The organism is Streptomyces lasiicapitis (assembly GCF_014646335.1).
In the GTDB taxonomy this organism is placed as follows: Bacteria; Actinomycetota; Actinomycetes; order Streptomycetales; family Streptomycetaceae; genus Streptomyces; species Streptomyces lasiicapitis.
In genome coordinates, this window is record NZ_BMNG01000001.1 from 77,446 (window position 1) to 102,763 (window position 25,318).

The window sequence follows — 25,318 nt, forward strand, 5'->3', positions numbered from 1 at the left end:
GGCGTCAGTTACCTCCAGTCGTCGTGCCGGTGGCGAAGGCGGGCTCCGGCTCGCCGTCGGCGTCCGCGCCGCTCTCCTTGAGCCGCTGCCTGTCCGCCGCGCGGGCCTTGCGCGCGCGGCGCTCCCGCAGCCCGGTGAAGCCCCAGACCGCGACCGGCGCCAGCGAGATCGCCATGGCGAGCACCGCCCAGGTCCGCATCGCCACATGGGTGTGGCCGAGCACGAACGACGCGACAAGCGAACTGGCGAGGACCACCGCCCAGAACAGATGGATGCGGAAGGTCAGCAGCCGGTCGGCGGTGGCGCCACCGCCCTTGGGCGTCACGACGAAGCGGCTCGGGCGGCGCAGCACGGCGGCGCCGAGCGACTTGGCGTAGATGGGCGCGGAGAGGGCGGACATGGCCATCCCCGCGAGTCCGCCGGAGCCCTCGGGTTCGTGCGGCGAGACGTTGTGGCGCCGGTTCCACAGGTACAGGCCGATCTGCAGGGCGGCCGCGTCGCTGTAGAGCATCAGCCACACGGAGGCCGCGACCTGGGTGCCGGACGCCCCGAACCACAGGAACAGGACGCAACTGAGAATCCCGAGAAGCCAGTTGACTGCCGTCATCGGGTAGTAGACGAGCATCAGCGTGTACGAGAACAGGCGCCCCGGCGGCATCGTGAACGGCGCCTTCCAGTACTGCTTGAAGAGCGTCTCGTAGGTGCCGCGCGACCAGCGCATCTGCTGGGTGAAGAAGTCCGTCCAGGAGGCCGGGCCCTCGCCGACGGCCAGCACGTCCGGCGTGTAGACGGACCGCCAGTGCCTGCCGGTGGCCGGGTTCTTGTGCCGGTGCAGCTCGAAGCCGGTGGCCATGTCCTCGGTGATGGAGTCGTACAGGCCGCCGATCTGGCGCAGGGCGGCGATGCGTACGACGTTGTTGGTGCCGACGAACATGGGCGCGCGGTAGCGGTTGCCCGCGCGCTGGATCAGCGCGTGGAAGAGGAACTGCTGGGACTCGGCGGCCTTGGTGACCGGTGAGGTGTAGTTGCCGTACACCTGCGGGCCGACGACGAAGGCGACGTCCGGGTCCCGGAAGAAGCCCATCATCCGCTCCAGGAAGGCCGGGAGCGGCACGTGGTCGGTGTCCACGGAGGCGAAGAAGTCGTACTCGCCGCCGTGCATGGCGAGCCAGGCGTTGTAGTTGCCGTGCTTGGTGCGGGTCTTGTGCGGGCCCTTCTTGCGGTTCCACTCCGGGACGCCGAGGCGGGTGAAGTGGCGTACGCCGAGTTCCTCGCAGAGCGCCTTGGCGCCGTCGTCGTCGCCCTCGTCGAGCAGCCACACGTCGAGGGGGCCGGGGTGGTGTATCCGTACGGCGCCCTCCAGCGTGGCGCGGACCATGGCGAGGGGTTCCTTGCCGGGGACGTACGTCGTCAGGAAGGCGACGCGGGTGCCGGATTCGGGCACCACCGGGATCGGGTCGCGGGCGACCATCGTGGCGTGCGCGATCGACACCACGTTGACCAGCATGAACAGCTCGATCAGGCCGATGGCGACGAGCATCGTGACGTCGAGGCCGATCAGCCAGCGGTCGCCGCCCTCACGTTCCGTCCAGTGAGTGGGCCAGACGAGGTACACGAGCAGGGCGCCGGTCAGGACCGGGGCCAGGGTCATCAGCAGGACGGCGCGTATTCGGTGGGGCTCGCGGGCGAGGAGCGGTCGGTACTGCACCCGGTAGCCGCTGTGGGCGTCGTGGGCGCCACCGGCGGCGGCGCGGCCGCCCGCGCCTGCCGCTCCCGCCGTCCCTTCCGTGCCCTCCGGCTCGGTGAGCGGTCCGGCGAGCCGGCTGTGGGTGTCGTAGTCGTAGCCCTCCGGCCGCACAGCGCCCTCCAGGTGATCGAACAAGCCGATACCCACACAAAAGTGGAGTTTCCCCGGCGTGTCGAACCGGACGCGTCCGTGCGAGCGGTTTTACCCTGCAAACCGCTACACGCGGGGCGGTGACAGCGCCCCCCACCTGGCCCCGTGACGGCCCGCGTCCCAGCCCCCGGGCGCCCGGGGGGGGCAGGCGTTCCCACCCCCGCGGCCGGCTCGGCTGCACGCAGCGGGGACGGGTCCGCCGGACGAGGGTTACCCGGCACCCGGGCATCCCTCGGCGGCCCGGGCCGCTTGGCGGCTGCGGCCAGCCCCCTCCCGTTCCCCCCGCTGTGGGCTGCTGGGCCGCCAGGAGCGGCTCCCGACCCCTACGGGCAGCCCAGGCAGACGGGGCCGGTATGTGCGAGGGCGGGGCGTCCCACCCGCACGGCAGCGTCAGCCCCGCGCCGCGCGCCGCAAGCGGTGGCGTACCGCGCGCTGGGCGACCGGGCCCAGGTCGTCCAGGGCCGCGGCCACTGCGGCCAACTGGTCCAGGGCGTCCAGTGCGCGGGTCGCGCCGTCGCGGTCGACCCCCTCGTACAGCTCGATGCCGACGAACGACGCGGCCACCGCCCGCGCGAGGCCGACCGGGTCGGCGAACTCGCCCAGGGGGGTGGCGGAGAGGACGCGGACGAGGACCTTCTCCACCTCGGCCACCCACAGGGAGAGGCCCGCTGCCGTCGCGGCGGCGAGGCGGGGCTGCGTCTGCGCGCCCGCGAGCAGTTGCGCAAGGACCGCGACATGCCCGGCCTCCCGCTCCTCCTCGTGCATCTCCCGGCCGAAGGCCAGCAGTTCACCCAGGGAGGAGATCCCCGCCAACCGCTCCCGGTAGCGGGCCACTCGCTGCTCCGTCGCGTACCGACAGGCCTCGGAGAGGAGTTCGTCGACCGACCCGAAGTGGTAGAAGACCAGCGCCTGGTTCACCCCGGCCGCCGCCGCCACGCTCCGCGCCGACGTCTTGGCGATCCCCTGCTCGACGAGCGTACGAATGGCCCCGTCGAGCAACTTCTCGCGCGTCTGGGCGCCCGCCTGCGGACTCACGCCCGCACCTCCTCACGCACGGGCCGCAGCCCGTCCCGCACCCCGCACTCCCGCACGTCGCGGTAGCTCGCCGTGAACGACCCCTCGTACCCGAAGAGCGGCCCGAAGTAGCGGTTGGTGACCCGCACTTGGATGCGGAAGCGCCCCGCCCGGTCGTCGTACGACTCCCGCACCTCCGCGTCGCCGCCGATCACGTCCGGCACCCGCACGTCCACCGGCCCCTCCCGGAACCGGTGGATCCCGGACCGGATGACCAGCGACCCGTCAGGACGGGCCGAGAAGTGCAGGTCGCTCGCGAGGTGCTGATGGGTGCCCAGGTAGTCGAGCACCCGGTCGCCCCGGGGGCCGAGGATCATCTGGGCGTCGAAGCGCCGGGCCCGGCCGGGCAGTTGGAAGGTACGCACGAAGGTCACGGTCTCACGGCCGAACGAGTCGGCGTACGGCACGTTCTCGATGGTGAAGGGGATGTTCCGGCCCGCACGCGGAACGAGGATGTTGCGGGTCGTGCCGACGGCGAGGAACGGCTTCACGAAGCGGCCGCCGTGCCAGATCCGGTCCATCACGCCCCGCCCGAAGCACGCCTCACCACTGTCGAGCCCGACGGAGAAGCGCCGCTGGAGCGCCGGATGCAGCCGCTCGAAGTCGGCTCCGAGGACGGTACGGAAGATCGACGTCGGCGATGTCATGCGTGCTGCTCCTTGGCGGTGGCGGTCCGGCGGGCGGTCCCGCCCTCGGGAGCGGTCAACGTGTCCAGCAAACGCGGCGCCCGCACCCGCCCCGACGGCGTACGCAGACACCGCCGCGCCGCCGGCGTCCCCGGCAACGGCGGCACCACGAGCGCGAGCACGGCGACGGCGAGCGCGGCCACCGGCCCGCCGAGCCCCCACGCCGCAGCGACGCACAGGGCACGCCCCACCACCTCGCCGACGCCGTGGGCAAGCCCCCGCTCAGGCGTGATCCCCCGCTCCAGCCACAACCGCAGCCGGTCGAAGGACCACGCCGTCGCCCACCCCATCAACGGCCGCATCACGGCCCGGTCGGCGAGCACCCCGAAACGCCCCCACCGCGGCCGGTAGTCGTACCCCGTGAGGAAGCGGACACCGTCACCCGTCGGTACGTAACGCCAGTACCCGCTGCCCTCGGCGAGCAGCGACAGCGGGTGCGACGAGGCGAACCGGAGCGCCGAGGTCCGGGTGCCGTCGGGCCGCCGCCGCTCGCCCGCGCTGACCCCGGTCCCGGCGACGGCCAGGAAGGGCAGGACACGCGTGGCGTACCGGAAGCCCTGCGGCTCCCCGGGGACGGCAGGCAGGTAGTCGATCTCCGTGAAGCGCAGGTCCCAGCGCTGGTGGAGCGCGGGCTCCTGCGTGTGCTCCCACAGCTCGTCGAGGTCGGCGCGGATCAGCGCCTCGACGTACAGACCCGGCGGACTTCCGTGCCGCTTCATGACAGGACCCCCACGTCAGCAAGCTCGTCGACAGATTTTGAGCGACTGCTCAAATTCGCTGCCACGTAACGTACAGCGCGTTTGAGCAGTCGCTCAAGTCCTGTGGCCGGGACGGGCCGTGAGCACGCGAGAAGCCCCCGCCGGGAATCCCCGGCGGGGGCTCGAACAGCTCAGGTGGCCGTCGAAACGGCTCAAGTGACCGAAGGCGGGCGGCGGTTACGCCGACAGGTGTCGCTCCACGGTCTCGACCTTGGACGTCATCCCGTCCGTCACACCCGGGCGGATGTCGGCCTTGAGGACGACGGACACGCGTGGCGCCCGCGCCTCGACGGCGGCGACGGCGCGCTTGACGACGTCCATGACCTCGTCCCACTCGCCCTCGATGGAGGTGAACATCGCGTCGGTCCGGTTGGGCAGACCCGACTCGCGGACGACCCTGACGGCGTCGGCGACGTACTCCCCCACGTCCTCACCGACGCCGAGCGGCGTCACGGAGAAGGCGACGATCATGCGTTCACGACTCCCTCGCGGCGGGCGCGGGATGCCATCAGCACGGCCTCGGCCTCACGCTTCAGCTTGCGGTCGGCGAAGAAGCCGCCGGTGGGCAGGACGGAGAGGACGAAGTAGAGGATGCCCGTCTTCGCGTCCCACTTGGTGCGGTTCCAGGCGTCGAGCCAGAACAGGACGTACAGGACGAAGAGCAGGCCGTGGATCATGCCCATCACCGGCACGGCGTTGAAGTCCGTGGTCCGCTTCAGCACCGAGCAGACGATGAGCAGCAGGAAGGACACGGCCTCGGGCACCGAGACCAGACGGAGGCGGCGGAGTGCGGAAGCGGTTTTGATGTCCACGGGTCACCTTCGGGGGGCGGGGGCGGCGTCGATCTTGTGAACGGATGCACAAGCGGCCCCCATTGTGGCATCAGGGAGTTTCCCGGGTTCGCTCAGGGTCCGGTGCCCTGTCCTCCGCCGCCGCGCTGCGGCTACCTTCGCTCTCGTGGCTACGTTCCGATTGCAGGGCAGCAGAATGCTCGCCGTCGACATGACCGGAGACGCCGTCAAGGCGAAGAACGGCTCGATGGTCGCCTACGACGGCACGATGATCTTCAAAAAACTGACCGGGGGCGGCGAGGGCATACGCGGCATGGTCACACGCCGGCTCACCAACGAGCAGATGACGGTGATGGAGGTGAAGGGGCACGGCACCTGCTGGTTCGCCGATCACGCGACGGAGATCAGCCTGGTGGGCCTGCAGGGCGAGAAGCTGTACGTGGAGTCCAGCAATCTCCTGTGCACGGACGCCGGCCTGCGCACGGGCACGACGTTCACGGGCCTGCGCGGCGCGACCCAGGGCAACGGCATCTTCACGACCACCGTCGAGGGCACAGGACAGGCGGCGCTGATCTCGGACGGCCCGGCGGTGCTCCTGCGCGTGACGAAGCAGTACCCCCTCCACGTGGACCCGGGCGCGTACGTCGCGCACCAGGGCAATCTCAAGCAGAGCTTCCAGTCCGGCGTCACCTTCCGCACACTCATGGGCGAGGGGGGCGGCGAGGCCTTCCAGATCCGGTTCGAGGGCGAAGGCCTCGTCTATGTCCAGGCCAGTGAGCGCAACACGATCGCGGGAGACGTGTGACATGCCGTTCCGTGAGGTCAACGCGAAGATGGTCGAGGCGACCGTCCAGCCCGGCACCAAGATGTTCAGCCAGCGCGGCGCCATGCTCGCCTACAAGGGGGACGTCTCCTTCACCCCCAACGTCGGCGGCGGCCAGGGCGGCCTGATGTCCATGATCGGCCGCAGGCTCGCCAATGAGAACGTCCCGCTGATGACGGTCGAGGGCGACGGCACGGTGATGTTCGGGCACGGCGGTCACCACGTGCACGTGATCAGCCTGACCGGCGACACGATGTACGTGGAGGCGGACCGTCTGCTCGCCTTCGACGGCACCCTCCAGCAGGGCACGATGTTCCTCGGCTCGCAGGGCGGCGTGATGGGCATGGTGCGCGGCCAGGTGTCGGGCCAGGGCCTGTTCACGACGACGCTCAAGGGCCAGGGCGCGGTCGCCGTGATGGCGCACGGCGGCGTGGTCGAGCTCCCGATCACCCCCCAGCGCCCGGTCCACGTCGACCCCCAGTCGTACGTGGCGCACCACGGCGACGTACGCAACAAGCTGTCCACGGCGCTGAGCTGGCGCGACATGGTGGGCCGCGGCTCGGGCGAGGCCTTCCAGCTCGAGTTCAGCGGCAACGGCGTGGTGTACGTCCAGGCATCGGAGGAGAAGCTGTGAGCACGCCCGTGATCTTCGACCCGATGACGCTGCCGAGCGACGACAACGTCAACGCCTACACCTTCTGCGTGGAGCTGACCGGCGGCCAGTGGTTCCTGCAGAAGGGCAAGATGATCGCCTATTACGGGCGCATCGACTTCAACGGCATCGGGCACGGCCGCCTGGACCGCCTCGTGCGGACGTCGTTCCACTCGCCGCTGCACGCGAGCGACTGGGTGGTGGCCGAGGGCGAGGGCAAGATGCTCCTCGCCGACCGCGCCTTCGATGTGAACTCGTACGACCTGGAGGACGGCAACCTCACGATCCGCGCGGGCAACCTCCTCGCTTTTCAGCCAACTCTCGCGCTGAAGCAGTCCATCGTCCCGGGTTTTCTCACCCTGATCGGGACCGGCAAGTTCGTGGCGGTGTCGAGCGGCCCGGTGGTCTTCATGGAGCCGCCGATCCGGGTGGACCCGCAGGCGCTGGTCGGCTGGGCGGACTGCCCCTCGCCCTGCCATCACTACGACCACCAGTACATGACCGGAGTGATCGGCGGCCTCCGCGCCCTCACCGGTATCGGCGGCACCTCGGGCGAGGAGCACCAGTTCGAGTTCGTGGGCGCGGGCACGGTGCTGCTGCAGTCCTCGGAGGCGCTGATGGCGGAGACGGCGACCGGCGCGGTCCCGCACCAGGACGGCGTGCCGGGCGGACGCGGCGCTCAGGGGTCCCAGGGCTCATCGGGGCAGCGGGGGCAACATGGCCAACGTGGACAGCAGCCGCAGGGACCGCGCCTTCCCGGACAACTAGGAGACCTCCAGCGTCGCTTCGGCCTGTGAGCGGTAGTCTGCGGAGTGTGACGGCGAACGCCTGTACCCCTCGAAATCCGAGGGGTGCGAGGCGTGTCACACCCCGACACTCGTTCACCATTCAACTTCTTAGGTAGAATCGATTCCATGGAGACCGAGACGGCCCCGCAGTGGCTGACCGACGAGGAACAGTGCGCCTGGCGTACCCACGTAGAGGTCAACAGGATGCTGACGTATCAGCTCGAGAAGGATCTCCAACCGTTCAACCTCACCATGAACGACTATGACATCCTCGTGCACCTCTCGGAGTCCGAGGACCACCGGATGCGCATGAGCGACCTCGCGTCCGCCACCCTGCAGTCCAAGAGCCGGCTCTCCCACCAGATCACCCGCATGGAGAACGCGGGCCTGGTCCGCCGGGAGAACTGCGAGTCCGACCGGCGCGGACTGTTCACCGTGCTGACCGACGAGGGCATGGACACCATGAAGCGCGTCGCGCCGCACCACGTGGCGTCCGTGCGTCAGCACTTCGTCGATCTGATCTCACCGGAGGCGCTCAGCGACCTGCACAAGGCGCTCACGCCGATCGCGGAGCACCTGCGCGGACTGCGCGGCAAGCCTTGACGCTGGGCGCTGTGCCTTAGCCGGGTCCGGGGCGGGCCGCACCCCGCCCCTTCAGGGCGCTACACCTCCCGCGGCAGACGCAGGACGAAAACGGCGCCTCCCTCAAGGGCGTCGTCGACCGTGAGCGTTCCGCCGTGGCGCGCGGCCACGTCGCGGGCGATGGCGAGGCCGAGGCCCGCACCTCCCTCGTCACGGCTGCGCGCGTCGTCGAGCCGCACGAACCGCTCGAAGATCCGCTCCCGTTCCTCCGGCGGCACCCCGTCGCCGTCGTCGGCCACCTCCAGGACCGCCCACGCCCCGTCGGCGCGGGTGGTGACCGTGACCCGGGACCTGGTGTGCCGCTGCGCGTTGGTCACCAGGTTGCCGAGCACCCGCGCCAACTGACCGCGGGAACCGGCCACTTCGGCGCCGTCCAGGCTCGTGGTGACGGCGACCCGGTCGCCCGGGCGCTGGGACAGTTCCTCACGGGCCAGGGCCGCGAGATCCACGCGCCCCTGGCCCGGCTTCTCCCCGGCATCAAGACGGGCGAGCAGCAGCAGATCGGCGGCCAGCTCCTGGAGGCGCACGGTGTCCTGGACGGCACCGGGCACATCCAGCAACTCCGGGTGCGCCTCGCCCACTTCGAGCTGAGTGCGCAGCGAGGCGATGGGGCTGCGCAGTTCGTGCGAGGCGTCGGCGACGAAGCGGCGCTGGCGCTCCACGGACGACTGCAGGGCGGCCAGGGTCTCGTTGGTGGTACGGGCCAGGCGCGCGATCTCGTCGTGCGTGTCCGGCTCGGGCACCCGGCGGGCCAGGTCCTCCGACGCGGTGATCGCGGCCATCTCGGCGCGGATCGCGTCGACGGGCCGCAGCGCGCGGCGCGTCACCAGCCAGGTGACGCCCGCGATCACCACGAGCAGCACCGGGAAGCCGATCAGCATCGCGGTCAACGCCGTGGTGACGGCGCTCTGTTCGGCGGTCAGCGGGGATCCCGCGTGGATGGTCAGCTCACCCTTCGACCCGGTGTCCACGCGCACGGTGGCGAAGCGGTAGTCCTGGGTCTCGCCGTCGACCCGCGCCGAGCCCTCGCCGGTGCGGGTCTTGTCGGAGATCTGGCCGGGTTCGAGCGAATCCGCGTCGCCGCCGGCGGCTTCCTCCGCCGCGTCCTCGGCGGCTTCCTTGCGGTCCTCGGCGGCTTCGCTCTCGCTGTCGTCGCTGTCTTCGGCGCTGTCGTCGTCGCTGTCGTCGGCGTCGTCGTCGGTTTCCGTGGGCTTCTGGGTGGGCTTCTGGGTGGGCTTCTGCGAGGGCTTCGAGCTGGGATTCGCCGAGGACTTCGAGCTGGGGCCGGGCTTTCGCGGTTCCGGATCGGGGTGTACGTCGCTCACTCCCGTGCCCGTCACCTTCTCCAGGTCCTCGCTGGCCGCGACCAGCTTGCCCTTGTCGTTCACGACCTGGACGGGGTTGTCCTCGCCTTCGGGAAGATCCAGCTCGGCGTACCGGCCGTCGACGGCGAGCTTCGCCGCCACCTTGCGGGCGGCCGACTCGGCCTGGGTGTCGGCCTGGTCGATCAGGCTCGCGCGCAGCGAGAGCAGCACGGCGGCGCCCGCGGCGACGAGCGCGAGCGCCACCACGAGGGTCGCGCCGACCGTGGCGCGGGCCCGTACCGAGCCGAACAGACGCTTCATCGGGGGGCCTCCAGGCGGTAACCGGCGCCGCGGACCGTCTTGATCAGGGGGGCGCCGAGCTTGCGGCGCAGCGCGCTCACGTACACCTCGACGATGTTGGGATCGCCCTCGTACGCGAAGTCCCAGACGTGCTCCAGGATCTCGGCCTTGGACACCACCTGGCCCACGCGCACCACCAACTGCTCCAGGACCGAGAACTCCTTCGCGGTGAGGGTGATCTCGGTGTCGCCCTCGCCGGTGGCGCCGTCCGCGGTGCGGAGCACGCGGCGCGCGGCGGTGTCGATCTTCAGGTTCCCCAGTGTGTGGACGGGCGAGGGGGACGCGGCGCGGCGGCGCAGGAGGGCCTTCACGCGGGCGACGAGGACGACGTACGAGAAGGGCTTGGTGAGGTAGTCGTCGGCGCCGGTGTCCAGGCCCTCGGCCTCGTCGTACTCGCCGTCCTTGGCGGTGAGCATCAGGATCGGTACGTCGTGCCCCGCGGCGCGCAGCGTCGAGCAGACGCGGTAGCCGTTCATGCCCGGGAGCATGATGTCCAGGATGACCAGGTCGTACGTGCCCTCCGTGGCGCGGTGCAGACCGTCCACGCCGTCGTGGACGACGTCGACGGCGTAGCCCTCGGCGGTCAGGCCCTTCGCGAGGGACAGGGCGAGTCGCTTCTCGTCTTCCACGATCAACAGGCGCATGCGCCCAGGATGCCGGAGCGAACCTGAAGAGTTCTTCAGGCTCCTTCAGGAGGGCTTCAGGAACGTTCGGGCAACTTGGTTCTCGTCGGAACGGACGGCCCCGCAACCGGGGCCAACCACTCGGGAGGAACCCTCATGAAGCGCAACATCGTCATCGCCACCATCGCCGCCGCGGCGCTCGTCTCCGGCGGGACGGCGACGGCCTTCGCACTGGGCGGCGACGACGAGCCGTCCGCGGCGGGCAAGTCCAGCGTGCAGGTCAAGGACGACGACGGCCGCACGTTCGACGACCGGGACGACGCGTACGACGACGACCGGGACGACCAGGACGACCGGAACGACGCCCGCGAGGACGCCCGTGAAGACGCCCGCGAGGCGCGTGGCGACAAGGCGGAGAACGCCGCCGAGGCCAAGGGCGCCAAGGTGAGCGCCGCCGAGGCCATCGCCGCCGCGCTGAAGGCCACGCCGGGTGCCGCCGTCTCCGCCGACCTCGACGACGACAACGGCGGCCTGGTCTGGGACGTCGACGTCGTGGGCAAGGACGGGCGGACCTGGCACAGCGTCCAGATCGACCCGGGCACGGGCAAGGTGCTCGGCTCGCACGTCGAGCGGGACCACGACGCGGACGACGCCGCTGAGGACGCGCGGGTCGCGGCCGCCGTGAAGGGTGCGTCCGTGTCCGCCGGTGAGGCGGCCAAGGCTGCCGGCGGCAAGGGTGCGGTGACCTCCGTGGACGTCGACGACGACGCTGCCCGGGTGGGCTCCTGGGACGTCGAGACCACGTCGGCCGACGGCACCGAGTCCCACTGGAACGTCGACCTGAACACCGGCAAGGTCACCGTCGACCGCACGGACGACTGACCTCTCCTCGCCTGATCCCCACCCCTGAGCCAGCCCCCGCCACAGCCCCCCGGTGGCGGGGGCTACCCCTGCCGCCAGCGGTAGCGGACACGGAACCGGCGCGGCTACGCCGACGTAAGTCCCTCCACCAACGAGTCCGCCGCCGCGTACGGATCCAGCTCCCCCGCCACGATCCGCTCCGCCAGCGCGCCGAGCCGCACGTCCCCGTGCAGGTCCGCGATCCGTTCGCGCAGCGCGGTGACCGCGATGGACTCGACCTCGCCGGCCGCGCGGGCGATGCGGCGCGAGGCGAGGACGCCGTGTTCCTCCATCCAGGCCCGGTGCTTCTCCAGGGCCTCGACGAGTTCGTCGATGCCCTCGCCGCGTGCGGCGACGGTCTTGACGATGGGGGGCCGCCAGTCCCCGGGCGACCGGGACTCCCCGAGCCCCAGCATGTGGTTGAGCTCGCGGGCGGTCGCGTCGGCGCCGTCCCGGTCGGCCTTGTTGACGACGTACACATCGCCGATCTCGAGGATGCCGGCCTTCGCGGCCTGGATGCCGTCGCCCATTCCGGGCGCGAGCAGCACCACCGAGGTGTCGGCCTGCGAGGCGATCTCCACCTCGGACTGGCCGACGCCCACGGTCTCCACGATGATCACGTCGCAGCCGGCCGCGTCCAGGACGCGGATGGCCTGGGGCGCGGCCCAGGCGAGCCCGCCGAGATGCCCGCGGGTCGCCATGGAGCGGATGTAGACGCCGGGGTCGGACGCGTGGTCCGACATCCGGACGCGGTCGCCGAGCAGCGCGCCGCCGGAGAACGGCGAGGACGGGTCGACGGCGAGCACGCCGACCCGCTTCCCGGCCCGCCGGTACGCGCTCACCAGCGCGGACGTCGACGTGGACTTGCCGACACCCGGCGAACCCGTGAGCCCGACGACGTACGCGTGCCCGGCCAGCGGAGCCAGCGCCGCCATCACCTCGCGGAGCTGCGGCGACGCCCCCTCGACGAGGGAGATCAGCCGGGCGACGGCGCGCGGCCTGCCCTCGCGGGCCTGCTCGACCAGGGAGGGGACGTCCTGCATTGCGGCTCCGTTCCGTACGTACGTATACGTCTGCGAGAAGGCGTCAGCGGTACCGGAAGACCGGTGTCAGCCCTTCGACACCTTCAGGATGAGCGCGTCACCCTGGCCACCGCCGCCGCACAGCGCCGCCGCGCCCACACCGCCGCCGCGCCGCTTCAGTTCCAGGGCCAGGTGCAGCACGAGGCGGGCGCCGGACATGCCGATCGGGTGCCCCAGGGCGATGGCGCCGCCGTTGACGTTCACCTTTTCCGTGGACACCCCGAGGTCCTTCATTGACTGGACCGCGACGGCGGCGAAGGCCTCGTTGATCTCGATGAGGTCGAGGTCCTCGACGGTCAGGCCCTCCTTCTTCAGGGCGTGCTGGATCGCGTTCGACGGCTGCGACTGGAGCGAGTTGTCGGGGCCCGCGACGTTGCCGTGGGCGCCGATCTCGGCGATCCAGGCGAGGCCGAGCTCCTCGGCCTTGGCCTTGCTCATGACGACCACGGCGGCGGCGCCGTCGGAGATCTGCGAGGCCGTGCCCGCGGTGATGGTGCCGTCCTTGGCGAAGGCGGGGCGCAGCTTGCCGAGGGACTCGGCGGTCGTCTCGGCGCGGATGCCCTCGTCGCGGGAGACGAGCACCGGGTCGCCCTTGCGCTGCGGGACCTCGACGGGGGTGATCTCGGCGTCGAAGGTGCCGTTCTTCTGGGCGGCGGCGGCGCGCTGGTGGGACAGGGCGCCGATCTCGTCCTGCTCGGGGCGGGCGATGCCGAGGCGGGTGTTGTGCTTCTCCGTGGACTCGCCCATGGCGATGTTCTCGAAGGGGTCGGTGAGGCCGTCGTGGGCCATCGCGTCGAGCATCTCGATCGCACCGTACTTGTAGCCCTCGCGGGACTTGGGGAGCAGGTGCGGGGCGTTGGTCATGGACTCCTGGCCGCCGGCGACCACGATGTCGAACTCGCCGGCGCGGATGAGCTGGTCGGCGAGCGCGATCGCGTCGAGGCCGGAGAGGCACACCTTGTTGACGGTGAGCGCGGGCACGCTCATCGGGATGCCCGCCTTGACGGCGGCCTGGCGCGCCGGGATCTGCCCCGCCCCGGCCTGAAGCACCTGCCCCATGATCACGTACTGCACCTGGTCGCCGCCGATGCCGGCCCGGTCGAGCGCGGCCTTGATCGCGAAGCCGCCGAGGTCCGCGCCGGAGAAGGACTTGAGCGAGCCGAGCAGACGCCCCATGGGCGTGCGCGCGCCCGCGACGATCACTGAGGTGGTTCCGGTCGTTCCAGACATGTGGCACGGCCCCTTCCAGCTGGGAAGCTGAGGAGAGTGAACGAGGGTTTACTCGAATGTACTGAGCGGTACGGCGCCCGTCACCGGGCAGCCGGTGTGATCGCGCGCACGTTGCGTAATCACGGTCGGGGGCGCTGCACTTGAGGCATGCTGACGCGAATCGATCACATCGGGATCGCCTGCCGAAACCTCGACGAGACCGTCGAGTTCTATCGTGCTACGTACGGCTTCGAGGTGTTCCACACCGAGGTCAACGAGGAACAGGGCGTGCGCGAGGCCATGCTGAAGATCAACGAGACGTCCGACGGCGGCGCCTCCTATCTCCAGCTCCTCGAGCCCACCCGGGAGGACTCCGCCGTAGGAAAGTGGCTGGCCAAGAACGGTGAGGGCGTGCACCACATCGCCTTCGGCACAGCCGATGTCGACGGTGACGCCGCGGCCATCAAGGACAAGGGTGTGCGGGTGCTCTACGACCAGCCGCGCATCGGGTCCATGGGGTCGCGGATCACCTTCCTGCACCCCAAGGACTGTCACGGAGTCCTCACCGAACTCGTCACTTCCGCGCCCGCCGAACAGCCGGAGCACTGACCCCCACATATCCGGGCCGGTAGGGTTGGGGGCGGCCGTCCGAACCTTGGGCGGTCGCTTGCCGGGGTCCGGGTTTCGGGGGACGGGCATCGGGGCAGCAGCCCGAGCTCCGCTGTTGATCTGACACCATTCCCCGGGGGCTCCGTTCGGCGGATGGACGGGGCTCGTAACGTCAGGGATGCGACCAGGGGACGGATGGGACCGCGCAGTGCGGGGCTACGAGAGCCAGGACAGCCGGCGACCGGCTGAGGCCGACCATCTCTCACGGTTCGAAGCCGAGATGGACCGGCTGAAGACCGAGCGGGAGAAGGCCGTCCAGCACGCCGAGGACCTCGGCTACCAGGTGGAGGTGTTGCGCGCCAAGCTGCACGAGGCGCGCCGCAACCTCGCGAACCGCCCTGCCTACGACAGCGCGGACATCGGCTATCAGGCCGAGCAGTTGCTGCGCAACGCGCAGATCCAGGCCGAGCAGCTGCGCGCGGACGCCGAGCGCGAGCTGCGCGACGCCCGCGCGCAGACCCAGCGCATCCTCCAGGAGCACGCCGAGCAGCAGGCCCGCCTGCAGTCCGAGCTGCACTCCGAGGCCGTGTCCCGGCGCCAGCAGCTCGACCAGGAGCTGAGCGAGCGCCGCCAGACCGTCGAGTCGCACGTCAACGAGAACGTGGCGTGGGCCGAGCAGTTGCGCGCCCGCACCGAGCAGCAGGCCCGCCGCCTCCTCGACGAGTCGCGCGCCGAGGCCGACCAGGCCCTGGCCGCCGCCCGCGCCGAGGCCGAGCGCGTCGCCGAGCAGGCCCGCCAGCGCCTGACGTCGGACGCCGAGAGCGCCCGTGCGGAAGCCGAAGCGATCCTGCGCCGGGCCCGCACCGACGCCGAGCGCCTGCTCAACGCCGCCTCCACGCAGGCCCAGGAGGCCACCGACCACGCCGAGGCGCTGCGCTCGTCCACGGCGACCGAGTCCGACCAGGCCCGCCGCCAGGCCACGGAACTGAGCCGCGGCGCCGAGCAGCGCATGGCGGAGGCCGAGACCGCGCTGCGCGAGGCGCGCACGGAGGCGGACAAGGTCGTCGCCGAGGCCAAGGAGGCCGCGGCCAAGCAGCTCGCGTCCGCGGAGGCCGCGGGCGAGCAGCGCACCCGTACGGCCAAGGAGCAGGTCGCCCGGCTCGTCGGCGAGGCCACCAAGGAGGCCGAGGCGGCGAAGGAGGCGGCCGAACAGAAGGTCGCCGACGCCCGCGCCGAGGCCGAGAAGCTGATCGCGGACGCCGCCGAGAAGGCCCGCTCGATCACCGCCGAGGAGACCGCCTCGGAGATCGCGAAGGCCGCCCGGACCGCCGAGGATGTCCTGGACAAGGCGTCCGAGGAGGCGAAGGCGACCACGCGCGCCGCCGCCGAGGAGGCCGAGCGGGTCCGCGCGGAGGCGGAGTCCGAGGCCGACCGGCTGCGCAGCGAGGCGCACGACATCGCCGAGCAGCTCAAGGGCGCGGCGAAGGACGACACCAAGGAGTACCGCGCCAAGACGGTCGAGCTGCAGGAGGAGGCGCGCCGGCTGCGCGGCGAGGCCGAGCAGCTGCGTGCCGAGGCGGTCGCCGAGGGCGAGAAGATCCGCGGCGAGGCCCGCCGCGAGGCGGTCCAGCAGATCGAGGAGGCGGCGCGCTCCGCCGAGGAGCTGCTCGGCAAGGCGAAGGCCGACGCCGAGGAGGCCCGGCAGTCCGCGACCTCCGAGGCCGAGCGGGTCCGTACGGAGGCCGTCGAGCGGGCCACTTCCCTGCGCAAGCAGGCCGAGGAGACCCTGGAGCGCACCCGCGCGGAGGCCGAGCGGCACCGCACGGAGGCCACCGAGCAGGCCGAGACGGTCAAGTCCGACGCGGAGAGTGCCGCGCAGGCGCTGCGCGAGGAGACCGAGCGTGCCGTCGCGGCCCGCAGGGCCGAGGCCGACACCGAGCTGACCCGGCTGCACACGGAGGCCGAGGAGCGTCTGGCCTCCGCCGAGCAGGCGCTGACCGACGCGCGCGAGGAGGCCGAGCGGCTTCGCCGCGAGGCCGCCGAGGAGACGGAGCGCCTTCGTACGGAGGCCGCCGAGCGGATCCGTACGCTCCAGTCGCAGGCGGAGACGGAGGCCGAGCGCCTTCGCAACGAGGCGGCGGCGGACGCCTCGCAGTCGCGCGCCGAGGGCGAGGCCGTCGCGGTGCGGCTGCGCTCGGACGCCGCGGCCGAGGCGGAGCGGCTGAAGACCGAGGCGCAGGAGTCCGCGGACCGGGTGCGCGCGGAGGCCGCCGCGGCCGCCGAGCGCGTCGCCACGGAGGCCGCCGAGGCCCTGTCGGCCGCGCAGGAGGAGGCCGTACGCCGCCGCCGCGAGGCCGAGGAGACCCTGGGCGCGGCGCGCACGGAGGCCGACCAGGAGCGGGAGCGGGCCCGCGAGCAGAGCGAGGAACTGCTCGCCTCGGCGCGCAAGCGCGTGGAGGAGGCCCAGGCCGAGGCAGTCCGCCTGGTCGAGGAGGCCGAGGCTCGGGCCACCGAGATGGTCTCGTCGGCCGAGCAGAAGGCCCAGTCGGTACGGGACTCGGTGTCCGGTCTGCAGGAGCAGGCGCAGGAGGAGATCTCGGGCCTGCGGTCGGCGGCCGAGCACGCCGCGGAGCGCACCCGGCAGGAGGCGCAGGAGGAGGCGGACCGCGTCCGCGCCGACGCGTACGCCGAGCGGGAGCGGGCGAGCGAGGACGCGAGCCGCACCCGCAGCGAGGCCGCGCAGGAGGCGGAGGCCGCCAAGTCCCTTGCGGAGCGCACGGTCGCGGACGCGATCACGGAGTCCGAGCGGCTGCGTGCGGACGCGTCCGAGCACGCCCAGCGGGTGCGCACAGAGGCGTCGGACACCATCGCGACGGCCGAGCAGGACGCCGCGCGCACCCGCGCCGACGCCCGCGAGGACGCCAACCGCATCCGCAACGACGCGGCGGCCCAGGCCGACACCCTGATCGGCGAGGCCCGCAGCGAGGCCGAGCGGCTCACCACAGAGACGATCACCGAGTCCGACCGGCTCAAGACCGACACGGCCGCCGAGGCCGAGCGCCTTCGCGCCGAGTCGGTCGCGAAGGCCGAGAAGCTGATCTCGGACGCGACGGGCGACGCCGAACGGCTGCGCGCGGAGGCCGCGGAGAACGTGGGCTCGGCGCAGCAGCACGCCGAGCGCATCCGCGCCGAGTCCGCGCGCGTCAAGGAGGAGGCGGACGCCGAGGCGGAGCGGGTCGGGGCGCAGGCGCGCGAGGAGGCCGAGCGCACCCTCGACGAGGCCCGCCAGGCCGCCAACAAGCGCCGCTCGGAGGCCGCGGAGCAGGTCGACACGCTCATCACGGAGGCCGCGTCCGAGGCGGAGAAGCTCACCACGGACGCCCAGGAGAAGGCGCTCAAGGCGACGACGGACGCGGAGGCGCAGGCCGACACGATGGTCGGCGCGGCCCGCAAGGAGGCCGAGCGCCTGGTCTCGGAGGCCACCGTCGAGGGCAACTCGCTGGTGGAGAAGGCGCGTACGGACGCGGACGAGCTGCTCGTCGGCGCGCGCCGGGACGCCACGGCGATAAGGGAGCGCTCCGAGGAGCACCGCGATCGGATCACCACCGAGATCGAGGAGCTGCACGAGCGGGCCCGGCGTGAGTCGGCGGAGGCGATGAAGACCGCGGGCGAGCGCTGTGACGCTTTGGTGAAGGCTGCCGAGGAGCAGTTGGCCGAGGCCCAGGCGAAGGCCAAGGAGCTGGTCTCGGACGCCAATTCGGAGGCGAGCTCGGTGCGCATCTCCGCCGTGAAGAAGGCCGAGGGCCTCCTCAAGGAGGCCGAGACGAAGAAGGCCGCGCTGGTGGGCGAGGCCGAGCGGATCCGCAGCGAGGCTCAGGCCGAGGCCGAGCGCGTGGTTGACGAGGGCAAGCGCGAGCTGGAGGTTCTCGTCCGGCGCCGCGCGGACATCAATGCGGAGATTTCCCGTGTCCAGGACGTGCTCGAGGCGTTGGAATCCTTTGAAGCCCCGCAGAGCGGTGGCAAGGACGGCGGCGTCAAGGCGGGGGCAGCGGCCGGCGCGACCCGTTCGGGTGGCAAGCCGTCAGAAGGCTAGTCACAGGGCCGGTTCCGTGCTCAGCAGGGACCTTCGGCACTGTCGCTGGCAAGCAGTCTGCCGGTTAGCCACTCAAAAGGGGTGTCATTCTCCAGATCAAACGGGCATACGCTCGATGACACGCCGCAACGCCCCCTAGGATTCCCTCTATCACCTCACCCGGTCTCATTCGACAGGAACCCCATGAGCGACACTTCCCCCTACGGCTTCGAGCTTGTGCGGCGTGGGTACGACCGCGCTCAGGTGGACGAACGTATCTCCAAGCTCGTCTCCGACCGAGACTCCGCTCTCACTCGAATCACTGCTCTGGAAAAGCGCATCGAGGAGCTCCACCTCGAAACGCAGAACGCCCAGGCCCAGGTCGCCGACGCCGAGCCGTCGTACGCCGGTCTCGGTGCTCGCGTCGAGAAGATCCTCCGCCTCGCCGAGGAGGAGGCGAAGGACCTGCGCGAGGAGGCGCGGCGCGCGGCCGAGCAGCACCGTGAGCTCGCCGAGTCCGCCGCCCAGCAGGTGCGCAACGACGCCGAGTCGTTCGCCGCCGAGCGCAAGGCCAAGGCCGAGGACGAGGGCGTCCGCATCGTCGAGAAGGCCAAGGGCGAGGCGAACGCGCTGCGTTCCGAGGCGCAGAAGGACGCGCAGTCCAAGCGCGAGGAAGCGGACGCCCTCTTCGAGGAGACCCGCGCCAAGGCCGCCCAGGCCGCCGCGGACTTCGAGACGAACCTGGCCAAGCGCCGCGAGCAGTCCGAGCGCGACCTGGCTTCCCGTCAGGCCAAGGCCGAGAAGCGCCTCGCGGAGATCGAGCACCGCGCGGAGCAGCTGCGCCTGGAGGCGGAGAAGCTGCGCACGGACGCCGAGCGCCGCGCCCGCCAGACCGTCGAGACCGCACAGCGCCAGGCCGAGGACATCGTCGCCGACGCCAACGCCAAGGCCGACCGCATCCGCAGCGAATCGGAGCGCGAGCTGGCGGCCCTGACCAACCGCCGCGACTCGATCAACGCCCAGCTGACGAACGTCCGCGAGATGCTCGCGACGCTCACCGGTGCGGCCGTCGCCGCCGCGGGCACGCCCGCCGAGGACGAGCCGATCTCGCGGGGGGTCCCGGCACAGCAGAGCCGCTGACGCGGAGCACAAGATCACGGGGTGAACGACAGCGACGAAGCCCCCTGCCACGCCAAGTGGCAGGGGGCTTCGTCCCGTTTTAGCGTGTGCGCATGATCGAGCTCGAGGGGCTGACCAAGCGGTACGGCGAGAAGGTCGCCGTCAACAACCTCACCTTCACCGTCCGTCCCGGCATCGTGACGGGCTTCCTCGGGCCGAACGGCGCGGGCAAGTCGACGACGATGCGGATGCTGCTCGGGCTCGACAATCCGACCGCGGGCGACGTCCGCATCGACGGCAAGCGTTACGCGCAGCTGAAGGACCCGCTGAAGTACATCGGCGCGCTCCTGGACGCCAAGGCCATGCACGGCGGCCGCAGCGCCTTCAACCACCTGCTGTGTCTCGCGCAGTCCAACGGCATTCCGCGGGCGCGGGTGCACGAGGTCCTGGACACCGTGGGTCTGACGGCGGTCGCGAGGAAGAAGGCGAAGGGGTTCTCGCTCGGCATGGGCCAACGCCTGGGCATCGCGGGCGCGCTGCTCGGCGACCCCGAGATCCTGATGTTCGACGAGCCGGTCAACGGCCTCGACCCCGAGGGCATCCACTGGATCCGGAACCTGATGAAGTCCCTCGCCTCCCAGGGCCGTACGGTCTTCGTCTCCTCGCACCTGATGAGCGAGATGGCGCTCACCGCCGACCACCTCGTCGTCATCGGCCAGGGACGGCTCCTCGCCGACATGTCCATGGCGGACTTCATCCGGCAGAACTCGCGGTCGTACGTCCGGCTGCGCTCCCCGCAGCGCGAGCGCCTCCTCGACGTGCTGCACCAGGCCGGGATCACGGTCGTCGAGGCGGGCAACGGCACGCTCGAAGTGGACGGCACCGGAGCGGAGCGGGTCGGCGAGCTGGCCGCGCAGCACCAGCTCGTCCTGCATGAACTCAGCCCGCAGCAGGCGTCGTTGGAGGAAGCGTTCATGCAGCTCACGGCGGAGTCGGTGGAGTACCACGCGCACGCGGACCACCAGGGGCCCGGCGACGCGGCGCCCGGTCGGGCACCTTCCGGCGGGCCTCCCCCGGGACAGCGGCCCGGCCAGGGCTGGGGCTCCGGCTGGCAGCAGCCGCGGAAGGGGGACTGAACCATGGCCGCGACGCAGGTACTGAGGTCGGAGTGGACCAAGATCCGCTCGGTCTCCTCGACCATCTGGACGCTCGGCCTCGCCGCCGTCGTCACCATCGCCCTCGGGCTGCTGATCAGCATCCTGTCGAAGAACGACTACGACAACCTCAGCCGCGAGGACAAGATCACCTTCGACCCGACGTTCATCAGCTTCGCCGGGATGTCCCTCGGCCAGCTCGCGATGATCGTCTTCGGCGTCCTGGTGGTCTCCAACGAGTACAGCACCGGCATGATCCGTACGTCGCTCGCGGCCGTCCCGCAGCGGGCGACCTTCCTGTTCAGCAAGATCGCGGTCGCCACGGTGCTCGCGTTCGTGGTCGGCCTCGCCACCAGCTTCATCTCGTTCTTCGTCGGCCAGGCGATGCTCGGCGAGTACAAGGCGCAGATCGGCGACCCGGGCGTGCTGCGGGCCGTCATCGGCGGCGGGCTCTACATGACGCTGATCGCGATGTTCTCCATGGGCGTCGCCGCGATGCTGCGCAGCCCGATGCTCTCGCTCGGCATCCTGATGCCGTTCTTCTTCCTGATCTCCAACATCCTCGGCAACGTCTCGGCGACGAAGAAGGTCGGCCGCTTCCTGCCCGACCAGGCCGGCAGCAAGATCATGCAGGTGAAGACGCCGTTCGACGACGACACTCCGTACGGCCCGTGGGGCGGCCTCGGCATCATGGTGGCGTGGACGGCGGTGGCGGTGATCGGCGGCTACGTACTACTTAAGAAGCGGGACGCGTAGACGAAGGGCGAAGTTTTACCTGGACTTGGCTGGAACCGTCAGCTCACAGATATCCTCCTAACCCTTACGGGGGCGTGTGCCCCGACGTCCTGAACCATTCGATGGGTGCGGAGAATGATCGAGGCAGTCGGCCTGACGAAGCGCTATGGCGCCAAGACAGCCGTGTACAACCTTTCCTTCCAGGTCCGGCCCGGCACCGTGACCGGCTTCCTGGGCCCGAACGGGTCCGGCAAGTCGACGACGATGCGGATGATCCTCGGGCTCGACGCGCCTTCGCACGGGCAGGTGACGATCGGCGGCTACCCGTACCGCAAGCTGCCGAACGCGCCCCGCCAGGTCGGCGCGCTGCTCGACGCCAAGGCGGTGCACGGCGGCCGGCACGCCCGCAACCACCTGCTGTGCCTCGCGCAGCTCTCCGGCATCCCGGCCCGGCGCGTGGACGAGGTGCTCGGCGTCGTCGGCCTCCAGGAGGTGGCGAGGAAGCGCTCCAAGGGCTTCTCGCTCGGCATGGGCCAGCGGCTCGGCATCGCCGCGGCGCTGCTCGGCGACCCCCAGGTGCTGCTCTTCGACGAGCCGGTCAACGGCCTCGACCCCGAGGGCATCCTCTGGGTGCGCAACCTGATGAAGTCCCTCGCGGCGGAGGGCCGCACCGTCTTCGTCTCCTCGCACCTGATGAGCGAGATGGCCCTCACCGCCGAGCACCTCATCGTGATCGGCCGCGGCCAGCTGCTCGCCGACATGAGCGTCGGGGACTTCATCTCGGCGAACTCCGCGGACTTCGCACGGGTGCGCACCCCCGACACCGACCCGCAGCAGCGCGAGAAGCTGACCGCCGCACTCACCGAGGCCGGCGGCCAGGTGCTGCCCGAGCAGGACGGCGGGCTGCGCGTCACCGGCCTGCCGCTGCCCCGCATCAGCGACCTCGCGCACGGCGCGGACGTCCGCCTGTGGGAGCTCTCGCCGCACCAGGCCTCGCTGGAAGAGGCGTACATGCGCATGACGCAGGGCGCCGTCGACTACCGCTCGACGACCGACCAGCGCGCGGGCCTGCAGCAGCAGCTCCCGCCCGGCGCGGTGCCGCAGCCGCAGCTCCCGGTGCCCGGCCAGGGCCAGCACGGCTGGTACGCCCCGCCGCCGCCCCAGCAGGGCGGCCAGCCCTTCGCGATGCCGCAGGGCGCGCCCGCCGCGCCCGCCCCCGGTGACGCGAACCCGTACGCCGCGGCCCCCCAGGCCCCGGCCGCAGCCCCCTCCCCCGAGATGACGAAGCGCAGCGAGGAATCCCGATGACCACGCCTCCGACTCCGCAGCAGCCGCAGGCACAGCCCCAGCAGCCCCAGGCCCCGCACACCCAGGCCCCGCAGCCCCAGCAGGCCTACGCGGGCGCCGTGGCCGCGCCCCAGGGCCCCCCGGCGACGGCGCCCGCCGCGCCGCCCGCTCCCGCCGCCCCGGCCCCGCCGTCGGCCTGGCAGCAGGCGATGAGCAACGCCTACACCTCGCCGATCCCGGTCAAGAGGACCAACCTCGGCCACGCCCTCACCTCCGAGTGGACCAAGATCAAGTCGGTCCGCTCCACGGTGTGGACGCTGAGCATCTTCCTGATCCTGGTCATCGGCATCGGCCTGCTCGCGGTCGCGAACACGCAGTCCGACGACTACCAGGACGTGCCGTTCACCGTTCCGGCGTTCTTCGGCCTGATGCTCGGCCAGATCTGCCTGATCACGCTGGGCGTCCTGGTGACCTCGTCCGAGTACGGCACCGGCATGATCCGCACCACCTTCACCGCCTCGCCGCAGCGCCACCGCGTCCTCGCGGCGAAGATCCTGATCTTCTTCACGGTCGCCTTCGTCGCGTCCGCGGGCTCGATCCTGCTCGTGGGCCTGATGGCGTCGGGCGCGCACAGCGGCCCGGAGGCGGGCGACATCCCGTGGGGCGGCACTGTCTTCAAGGGCGCCCTGTACGTCTCGCTGCTCGGCGTGCTCGCGCTCGCCGTCGGCTCGATGCTGCGCCACTCCGCCGGCGCGATCACGACGATGCTCGGCGTGGTCCTCGTACCGGCGATCCTGCCGGGCTTCCTGGGCATCTGGGACAGCACCCAGAAGCTCGGCGAGAAGATGGCCGACTACAACGCCATCAACTCGCTCGCCAAGATCTTCCAGATCGACGACTTCGACAGCGCCACGGGGACGTCGCAGCTGGTGCTGCTCATCGTCCTCACGGCCGCCGCGGTCGTCGGCGCCTTCGCCCTCCTGGAGAAGCGCGACGTCTGAGCACCGGCTGAGCACCGAAGGACCCGCCGGGGGCTAGTACCTCGGCGCGTTACGGGACCGCTGCACCCTCGTGGTGCGGCGGTCCTTCGCGCTCCAGCACGCCGTGTGCCAGTGCCTGCGCTCGTCCACGCCCGAGTGCTCGGGCCAGGCGACCACGTGCGCGCGCCCGGAGGGGATCTCCTGGTCGCAGCCCGGGCAGCGGTAGGTCTTGCCGACCTCGCTCGCGCCCGCCACGTGGCGTACGCTCCACTCCTCGCCCTGCCAGCTCTCGACGCGCTGGAAGCCGCCGTAGCGGCCGGACGGCTCCGCCTCCTGGGGACCTTGGCCCGGCCTTGGATCTCCGGCGCCCTTGGGGCGGTTACGACGCGGCGACACGGGACACCTCACGAGGTCTTGGTGAGCGGGCGGGCGGCTCGCCCGCGGGCGGGCGCAAGCCCAGCCTACGCACCGTACAGAGGGGTAGACGTCCTCCACCAACCCCCACAGATCCCCCCTGCACCGCGCAGAAAATCTGCCAATCTGCATGCCAAGCCGTGCCCTTGGCACTTGTCACGCGTTGTTGCCGGTAGGGGAGTGCCTGCGTCGGCGCCAAGGAGGCAGGAAGTTCGATGCGCTTAGGAAGTTTTGTGCTGGCCGCCCAGTTCCCGGGCCAGGGCCATGGGGAAGCACTGCACCGCGCGGTGCGTTCCGTCGAAATCGCCGAGGAAGCGGGGCTCGACTCCGCCTGGCTCGCCGAACACCACTTCGTGCCGTACGGCACCTGTCCCTCCGCGATCACGCTCGCGGCCCTGCTGCTCGGGCGCACCCGCCGCATCCGCGTCGGCACCGCCGTGAGCGTGCTGCCCACCGCCCACCCGGTGGCGCTCGGCGAGCAGGCCGCGCTGCTGCACCTCACCTCGGGCGGGCGCTTCTCGCTGGGCGTGGGGCGCGGCGGGCCGTGGGTGGACCTGGAGGTCTTCGGCTCGGGCATCGAGGCGTACGAGAAGGGGTTCCCGGAATCGCTCGACCTGCTGCTCAGCTGGCTCAGCGGGGCGCCGCGGGTGGCGGGGCCCGGGGGCCGGTTCGCCTTCCGCGACGTGGCGGTCGTGCCGCGCCCGCAGGAGGCGCTGACGTCGCCGCCGGGGGCGCCCGCGCCGTTCCCGGACCTGCCCGCCCCGCCGGAGCGGTCCGCGCCGGGGCGGCCCGTGCCGTCCTGCGGCCCCGAGGTGGTCGTGGCCTGCACCTCGCCGTCGAGCGTCCGGCTCGCCGCCGCCCGCGGTCTGCCGATGCTTCTCGGCATGCACGTGGGCGACGAGGAGAAGGCCGAAATGGTGGCGTTGTGGAGCAGGCACGCGCGCGCCGCCGGGCGCACGCCGGACGAGGTGGCGCAGGCCGCGCACGTCTCGGCCGGGGTGGTGCAGATCGCCGACCGCCGGGTGGAGGCGGCCGAAACGCTCACCAAGGCCATGCCGGGCTGGCTGCGCTACGGCCTGGACGCGCACGTCACGGTCGACGGCCGCGTCCGCGCCATGCGCGACCCGCTCGGGTACACGGAACTGCTCTGCGGCATCCACCCGGTGGGGACACCACAGGTGTGCGTGGACCGGCTCTCGGCGACATCGGAGCGCACGGGCATCACACGCTTCGCGCTCCTGGTGGAGGGCTCGGGCGACCTGGCGACCACGGAGGAGAACGTACGCCGACTGGGCGCGGAAGTACTGACTCAGCTCAAGTAACCCGGGTTTGACGGGACTTGCCGTCGACCCGAACGAG

24 protein-coding genes are annotated in these 25,318 nt (G+C 71.5%); 13 read left to right on the plus strand and 11 right to left on the minus strand.

Going from position 1 to position 25,318, the window contains the following annotated elements; all coding sequences use genetic code 11:
- Positions 1–4 precede the first annotated feature (4 nt).
- The 6 genes from IEY91_RS00330 to IEY91_RS00355 form a co-directional block, all read right to left on the minus strand.
- On the minus strand, positions 5–1,858 hold the full coding sequence (locus IEY91_RS00330; protein WP_189172763.1) for a glycosyltransferase family 2 protein: 1,854 nt from the start codon (positions 1,856–1,858) through the stop codon (positions 5–7).
- A 429-nt stretch (positions 1,859–2,287) separates the two neighbouring features.
- Positions 2,288–2,932: a TetR/AcrR family transcriptional regulator gene (locus IEY91_RS00335; protein ID WP_189172411.1), complete on the minus strand. Its 645-nt coding sequence runs from the start codon at positions 2,930–2,932 to the stop codon at positions 2,288–2,290.
- A complete protein-coding gene (locus tag IEY91_RS00340) occupies positions 2,929–3,618 on the minus strand; it encodes a DUF4166 domain-containing protein (protein ID WP_189172412.1) in 690 nt (229 codons plus the stop codon). The genes IEY91_RS00335 and IEY91_RS00340 overlap by 4 nt, the downstream gene beginning before the upstream one ends.
- Positions 3,615–4,376, minus strand: coding sequence for a hypothetical protein (locus tag IEY91_RS00345; RefSeq protein ID WP_189172413.1), 762 nt, complete (start codon positions 4,374–4,376; stop codon positions 3,615–3,617). The genes IEY91_RS00340 and IEY91_RS00345 overlap by 4 nt, the downstream gene beginning before the upstream one ends.
- A 216-nt stretch (positions 4,377–4,592) precedes the next feature.
- Positions 4,593–4,886 (minus strand): MTH1187 family thiamine-binding protein, encoded by a 294-nt coding sequence (locus IEY91_RS00350; protein WP_087885865.1) that lies wholly within the window; start codon positions 4,884–4,886, stop codon positions 4,593–4,595.
- Positions 4,883–5,227 carry a DUF3817 domain-containing protein gene (locus tag IEY91_RS00355; protein WP_189172414.1) on the minus strand — a complete coding sequence of 115 codons (345 nt, stop codon included), beginning with the start codon at positions 5,225–5,227 and terminating at the stop codon, positions 4,883–4,885. Before IEY91_RS00355 ends, IEY91_RS00350 begins: the two co-directional genes overlap by 4 nt.
- A 145-nt stretch (positions 5,228–5,372) precedes the next feature.
- Between IEY91_RS00355 and IEY91_RS00360 the strand changes: the two genes are divergently transcribed.
- The 4 genes from IEY91_RS00360 to IEY91_RS00375 all read left to right on the plus strand — a co-directional run bounded on the left by IEY91_RS00360 (position 5,373) and on the right by IEY91_RS00375 (position 8,072).
- A complete protein-coding gene (locus IEY91_RS00360; RefSeq protein WP_164320562.1) occupies positions 5,373–6,011 on the plus strand; it encodes an AIM24 family protein in 639 nt (212 codons plus the stop codon).
- A 1-nt stretch (position 6,012) separates the two neighbouring features.
- Positions 6,013–6,663 (plus strand): AIM24 family protein, encoded by a 651-nt coding sequence (locus IEY91_RS00365; protein WP_164320564.1) that lies wholly within the window; start codon positions 6,013–6,015, stop codon positions 6,661–6,663.
- Entirely contained in the window at positions 6,660–7,478 is an 819-nt protein-coding gene (locus IEY91_RS00370) for an AIM24 family protein (protein ID WP_189172415.1), read from the plus strand. The genes IEY91_RS00365 and IEY91_RS00370 overlap by 4 nt, the downstream gene beginning before the upstream one ends.
- 117 nt (positions 7,479–7,595) lie before the next feature.
- On the plus strand, positions 7,596–8,072 hold the full coding sequence (locus IEY91_RS00375; protein ID WP_164320568.1) for a MarR family winged helix-turn-helix transcriptional regulator: 477 nt from the start codon (positions 7,596–7,598) through the stop codon (positions 8,070–8,072).
- Between the two features lie 59 nt (positions 8,073–8,131).
- Here IEY91_RS00375 and IEY91_RS00380 read toward each other — a convergent pair whose 3' ends face one another.
- Together IEY91_RS00380 and IEY91_RS00385 are read right to left on the minus strand one after the other, a co-directional pair.
- Positions 8,132–9,736, minus strand: coding sequence for a sensor histidine kinase (locus IEY91_RS00380; protein WP_189172416.1), 1,605 nt, complete (start codon positions 9,734–9,736; stop codon positions 8,132–8,134).
- A complete protein-coding gene (locus IEY91_RS00385) occupies positions 9,733–10,419 on the minus strand; it encodes a response regulator transcription factor (protein ID WP_164320572.1) in 687 nt (228 codons plus the stop codon). The genes IEY91_RS00380 and IEY91_RS00385 overlap by 4 nt, the downstream gene beginning before the upstream one ends.
- Before the next feature lie 135 nt (positions 10,420–10,554).
- Between IEY91_RS00385 and IEY91_RS00390 the strand changes: the two genes are divergently transcribed.
- On the plus strand, positions 10,555–11,280 hold the full coding sequence (locus tag IEY91_RS00390; RefSeq protein WP_189172417.1) for a PepSY domain-containing protein: 726 nt from the start codon (positions 10,555–10,557) through the stop codon (positions 11,278–11,280).
- A 104-nt stretch (positions 11,281–11,384) separates the two neighbouring features.
- On the opposite strand, the gene meaB is transcribed toward IEY91_RS00390, so the two are convergent.
- Together meaB and IEY91_RS00400 are read right to left on the minus strand one after the other, a co-directional pair.
- On the minus strand, positions 11,385–12,341 hold the full coding sequence (gene meaB, locus IEY91_RS00395; protein WP_164320576.1) for a methylmalonyl Co-A mutase-associated GTPase MeaB: 957 nt from the start codon (positions 12,339–12,341) through the stop codon (positions 11,385–11,387).
- 66 nt (positions 12,342–12,407) lie between these two features.
- Positions 12,408–13,610 (minus strand): acetyl-CoA C-acetyltransferase, encoded by a 1,203-nt coding sequence (locus IEY91_RS00400; RefSeq protein ID WP_189172418.1) that lies wholly within the window; start codon positions 13,608–13,610, stop codon positions 12,408–12,410.
- Between the two features lie 147 nt (positions 13,611–13,757).
- On the opposite strand from IEY91_RS00400, the gene mce reads away from it, so the two are divergent.
- The 7 genes from mce (at position 13,758) to IEY91_RS00435 (ending at position 23,566) form a co-directional block, all read left to right on the plus strand.
- Entirely contained in the window at positions 13,758–14,198 is a 441-nt protein-coding gene (mce, locus tag IEY91_RS00405) for a methylmalonyl-CoA epimerase (RefSeq protein WP_164320581.1), read from the plus strand.
- Between the two features lie 208 nt (positions 14,199–14,406).
- Positions 14,407–18,291, plus strand: coding sequence for a polarized growth protein Scy (gene scy / locus IEY91_RS00410; protein WP_189172419.1), 3,885 nt, complete (start codon positions 14,407–14,409; stop codon positions 18,289–18,291).
- Positions 18,292–18,474: 183 nt separating this feature from the next.
- Entirely contained in the window at positions 18,475–19,410 is a 936-nt protein-coding gene (locus IEY91_RS00415; protein WP_164320585.1) for a coiled-coil domain-containing protein, read from the plus strand.
- A gap of 92 nt (positions 19,411–19,502) precedes the next feature.
- Complete coding sequence (locus IEY91_RS00420) at positions 19,503–20,525, plus strand: ABC transporter ATP-binding protein (protein WP_189172420.1); 1,023 nt, start codon at positions 19,503–19,505, stop codon at positions 20,523–20,525.
- A gap of 3 nt (positions 20,526–20,528) precedes the next feature.
- The gene (locus IEY91_RS00425; protein WP_164320589.1) at positions 20,529–21,299 is read left to right on the plus strand and encodes an ABC transporter permease; all 771 of its coding nucleotides are present in this window, start codon (positions 20,529–20,531) and stop codon (positions 21,297–21,299) included.
- A 114-nt stretch (positions 21,300–21,413) separates the two neighbouring features.
- Positions 21,414–22,586 (plus strand): ATP-binding cassette domain-containing protein, encoded by a 1,173-nt coding sequence (locus IEY91_RS00430; protein WP_189172421.1) that lies wholly within the window; start codon positions 21,414–21,416, stop codon positions 22,584–22,586.
- Complete coding sequence (locus tag IEY91_RS00435) at positions 22,583–23,566, plus strand: ABC transporter permease (RefSeq protein ID WP_373287862.1); 984 nt, start codon at positions 22,583–22,585, stop codon at positions 23,564–23,566. The genes IEY91_RS00430 and IEY91_RS00435 overlap by 4 nt, the downstream gene beginning before the upstream one ends.
- A 33-nt stretch (positions 23,567–23,599) precedes the next feature.
- On the opposite strand, the gene IEY91_RS00440 is transcribed toward IEY91_RS00435, so the two are convergent.
- Positions 23,600–23,941, minus strand: a complete 342-nt coding sequence (locus tag IEY91_RS00440; RefSeq protein WP_164320601.1) for an Rv1322 family protein — start codon at positions 23,939–23,941, stop codon at positions 23,600–23,602.
- A gap of 233 nt (positions 23,942–24,174) precedes the next feature.
- On the opposite strand from IEY91_RS00440, the gene IEY91_RS00445 reads away from it, so the two are divergent.
- Positions 24,175–25,281 carry an LLM class flavin-dependent oxidoreductase gene (locus IEY91_RS00445; protein ID WP_164320603.1) on the plus strand — a complete coding sequence of 369 codons (1,107 nt, stop codon included), beginning with the start codon at positions 24,175–24,177 and terminating at the stop codon, positions 25,279–25,281.
- The last annotated feature ends 37 nt before the right edge of the window (positions 25,282–25,318 follow it).

Coding starts and splice junctions, on each gene's coding strand:
- IEY91_RS00445 (WP_164320603.1), top strand. CDS start 24,175: ATGCGCTTAGGAAGTTTTGTGCTGGCCGCCCAGTTCCCGGGCCAGGGC.
- IEY91_RS00390 (WP_189172417.1), top strand. CDS start 10,555: ATGAAGCGCAACATCGTCATCGCCACCATCGCCGCCGCGGCGCTCGTC.
- IEY91_RS00380 (WP_189172416.1), bottom strand. CDS start 9,736: ATGAAGCGTCTGTTCGGCTCGGTACGGGCCCGCGCCACGGTCGGCGCG.
- IEY91_RS00350 (WP_087885865.1), bottom strand. CDS start 4,886: ATGATCGTCGCCTTCTCCGTGACGCCGCTCGGCGTCGGTGAGGACGTG.
- IEY91_RS00425 (WP_164320589.1), top strand. CDS start 20,529: ATGGCCGCGACGCAGGTACTGAGGTCGGAGTGGACCAAGATCCGCTCG.
- IEY91_RS00375 (WP_164320568.1), top strand. CDS start 7,596: ATGGAGACCGAGACGGCCCCGCAGTGGCTGACCGACGAGGAACAGTGC.
- IEY91_RS00345 (WP_189172413.1), bottom strand. CDS start 4,376: ATGAAGCGGCACGGAAGTCCGCCGGGTCTGTACGTCGAGGCGCTGATC.
- IEY91_RS00420 (WP_189172420.1), top strand. CDS start 19,503: ATGATCGAGCTCGAGGGGCTGACCAAGCGGTACGGCGAGAAGGTCGCC.
- IEY91_RS00340 (WP_189172412.1), bottom strand. CDS start 3,618: ATGACATCGCCGACGTCGATCTTCCGTACCGTCCTCGGAGCCGACTTC.
- mce (WP_164320581.1), top strand. CDS start 13,758: ATGCTGACGCGAATCGATCACATCGGGATCGCCTGCCGAAACCTCGAC.
- IEY91_RS00385 (WP_164320572.1), bottom strand. CDS start 10,419: ATGCGCCTGTTGATCGTGGAAGACGAGAAGCGACTCGCCCTGTCCCTC.
- meaB (WP_164320576.1), bottom strand. CDS start 12,341: ATGCAGGACGTCCCCTCCCTGGTCGAGCAGGCCCGCGAGGGCAGGCCG.
- IEY91_RS00430 (WP_189172421.1), top strand. CDS start 21,414: ATGATCGAGGCAGTCGGCCTGACGAAGCGCTATGGCGCCAAGACAGCC.
- IEY91_RS00435 (WP_373287862.1), top strand. CDS start 22,583: ATGACCACGCCTCCGACTCCGCAGCAGCCGCAGGCACAGCCCCAGCAG.
- IEY91_RS00400 (WP_189172418.1), bottom strand. CDS start 13,610: ATGTCTGGAACGACCGGAACCACCTCAGTGATCGTCGCGGGCGCGCGC.
- IEY91_RS00415 (WP_164320585.1), top strand. CDS start 18,475: ATGAGCGACACTTCCCCCTACGGCTTCGAGCTTGTGCGGCGTGGGTAC.
- IEY91_RS00365 (WP_164320564.1), top strand. CDS start 6,013: ATGCCGTTCCGTGAGGTCAACGCGAAGATGGTCGAGGCGACCGTCCAG.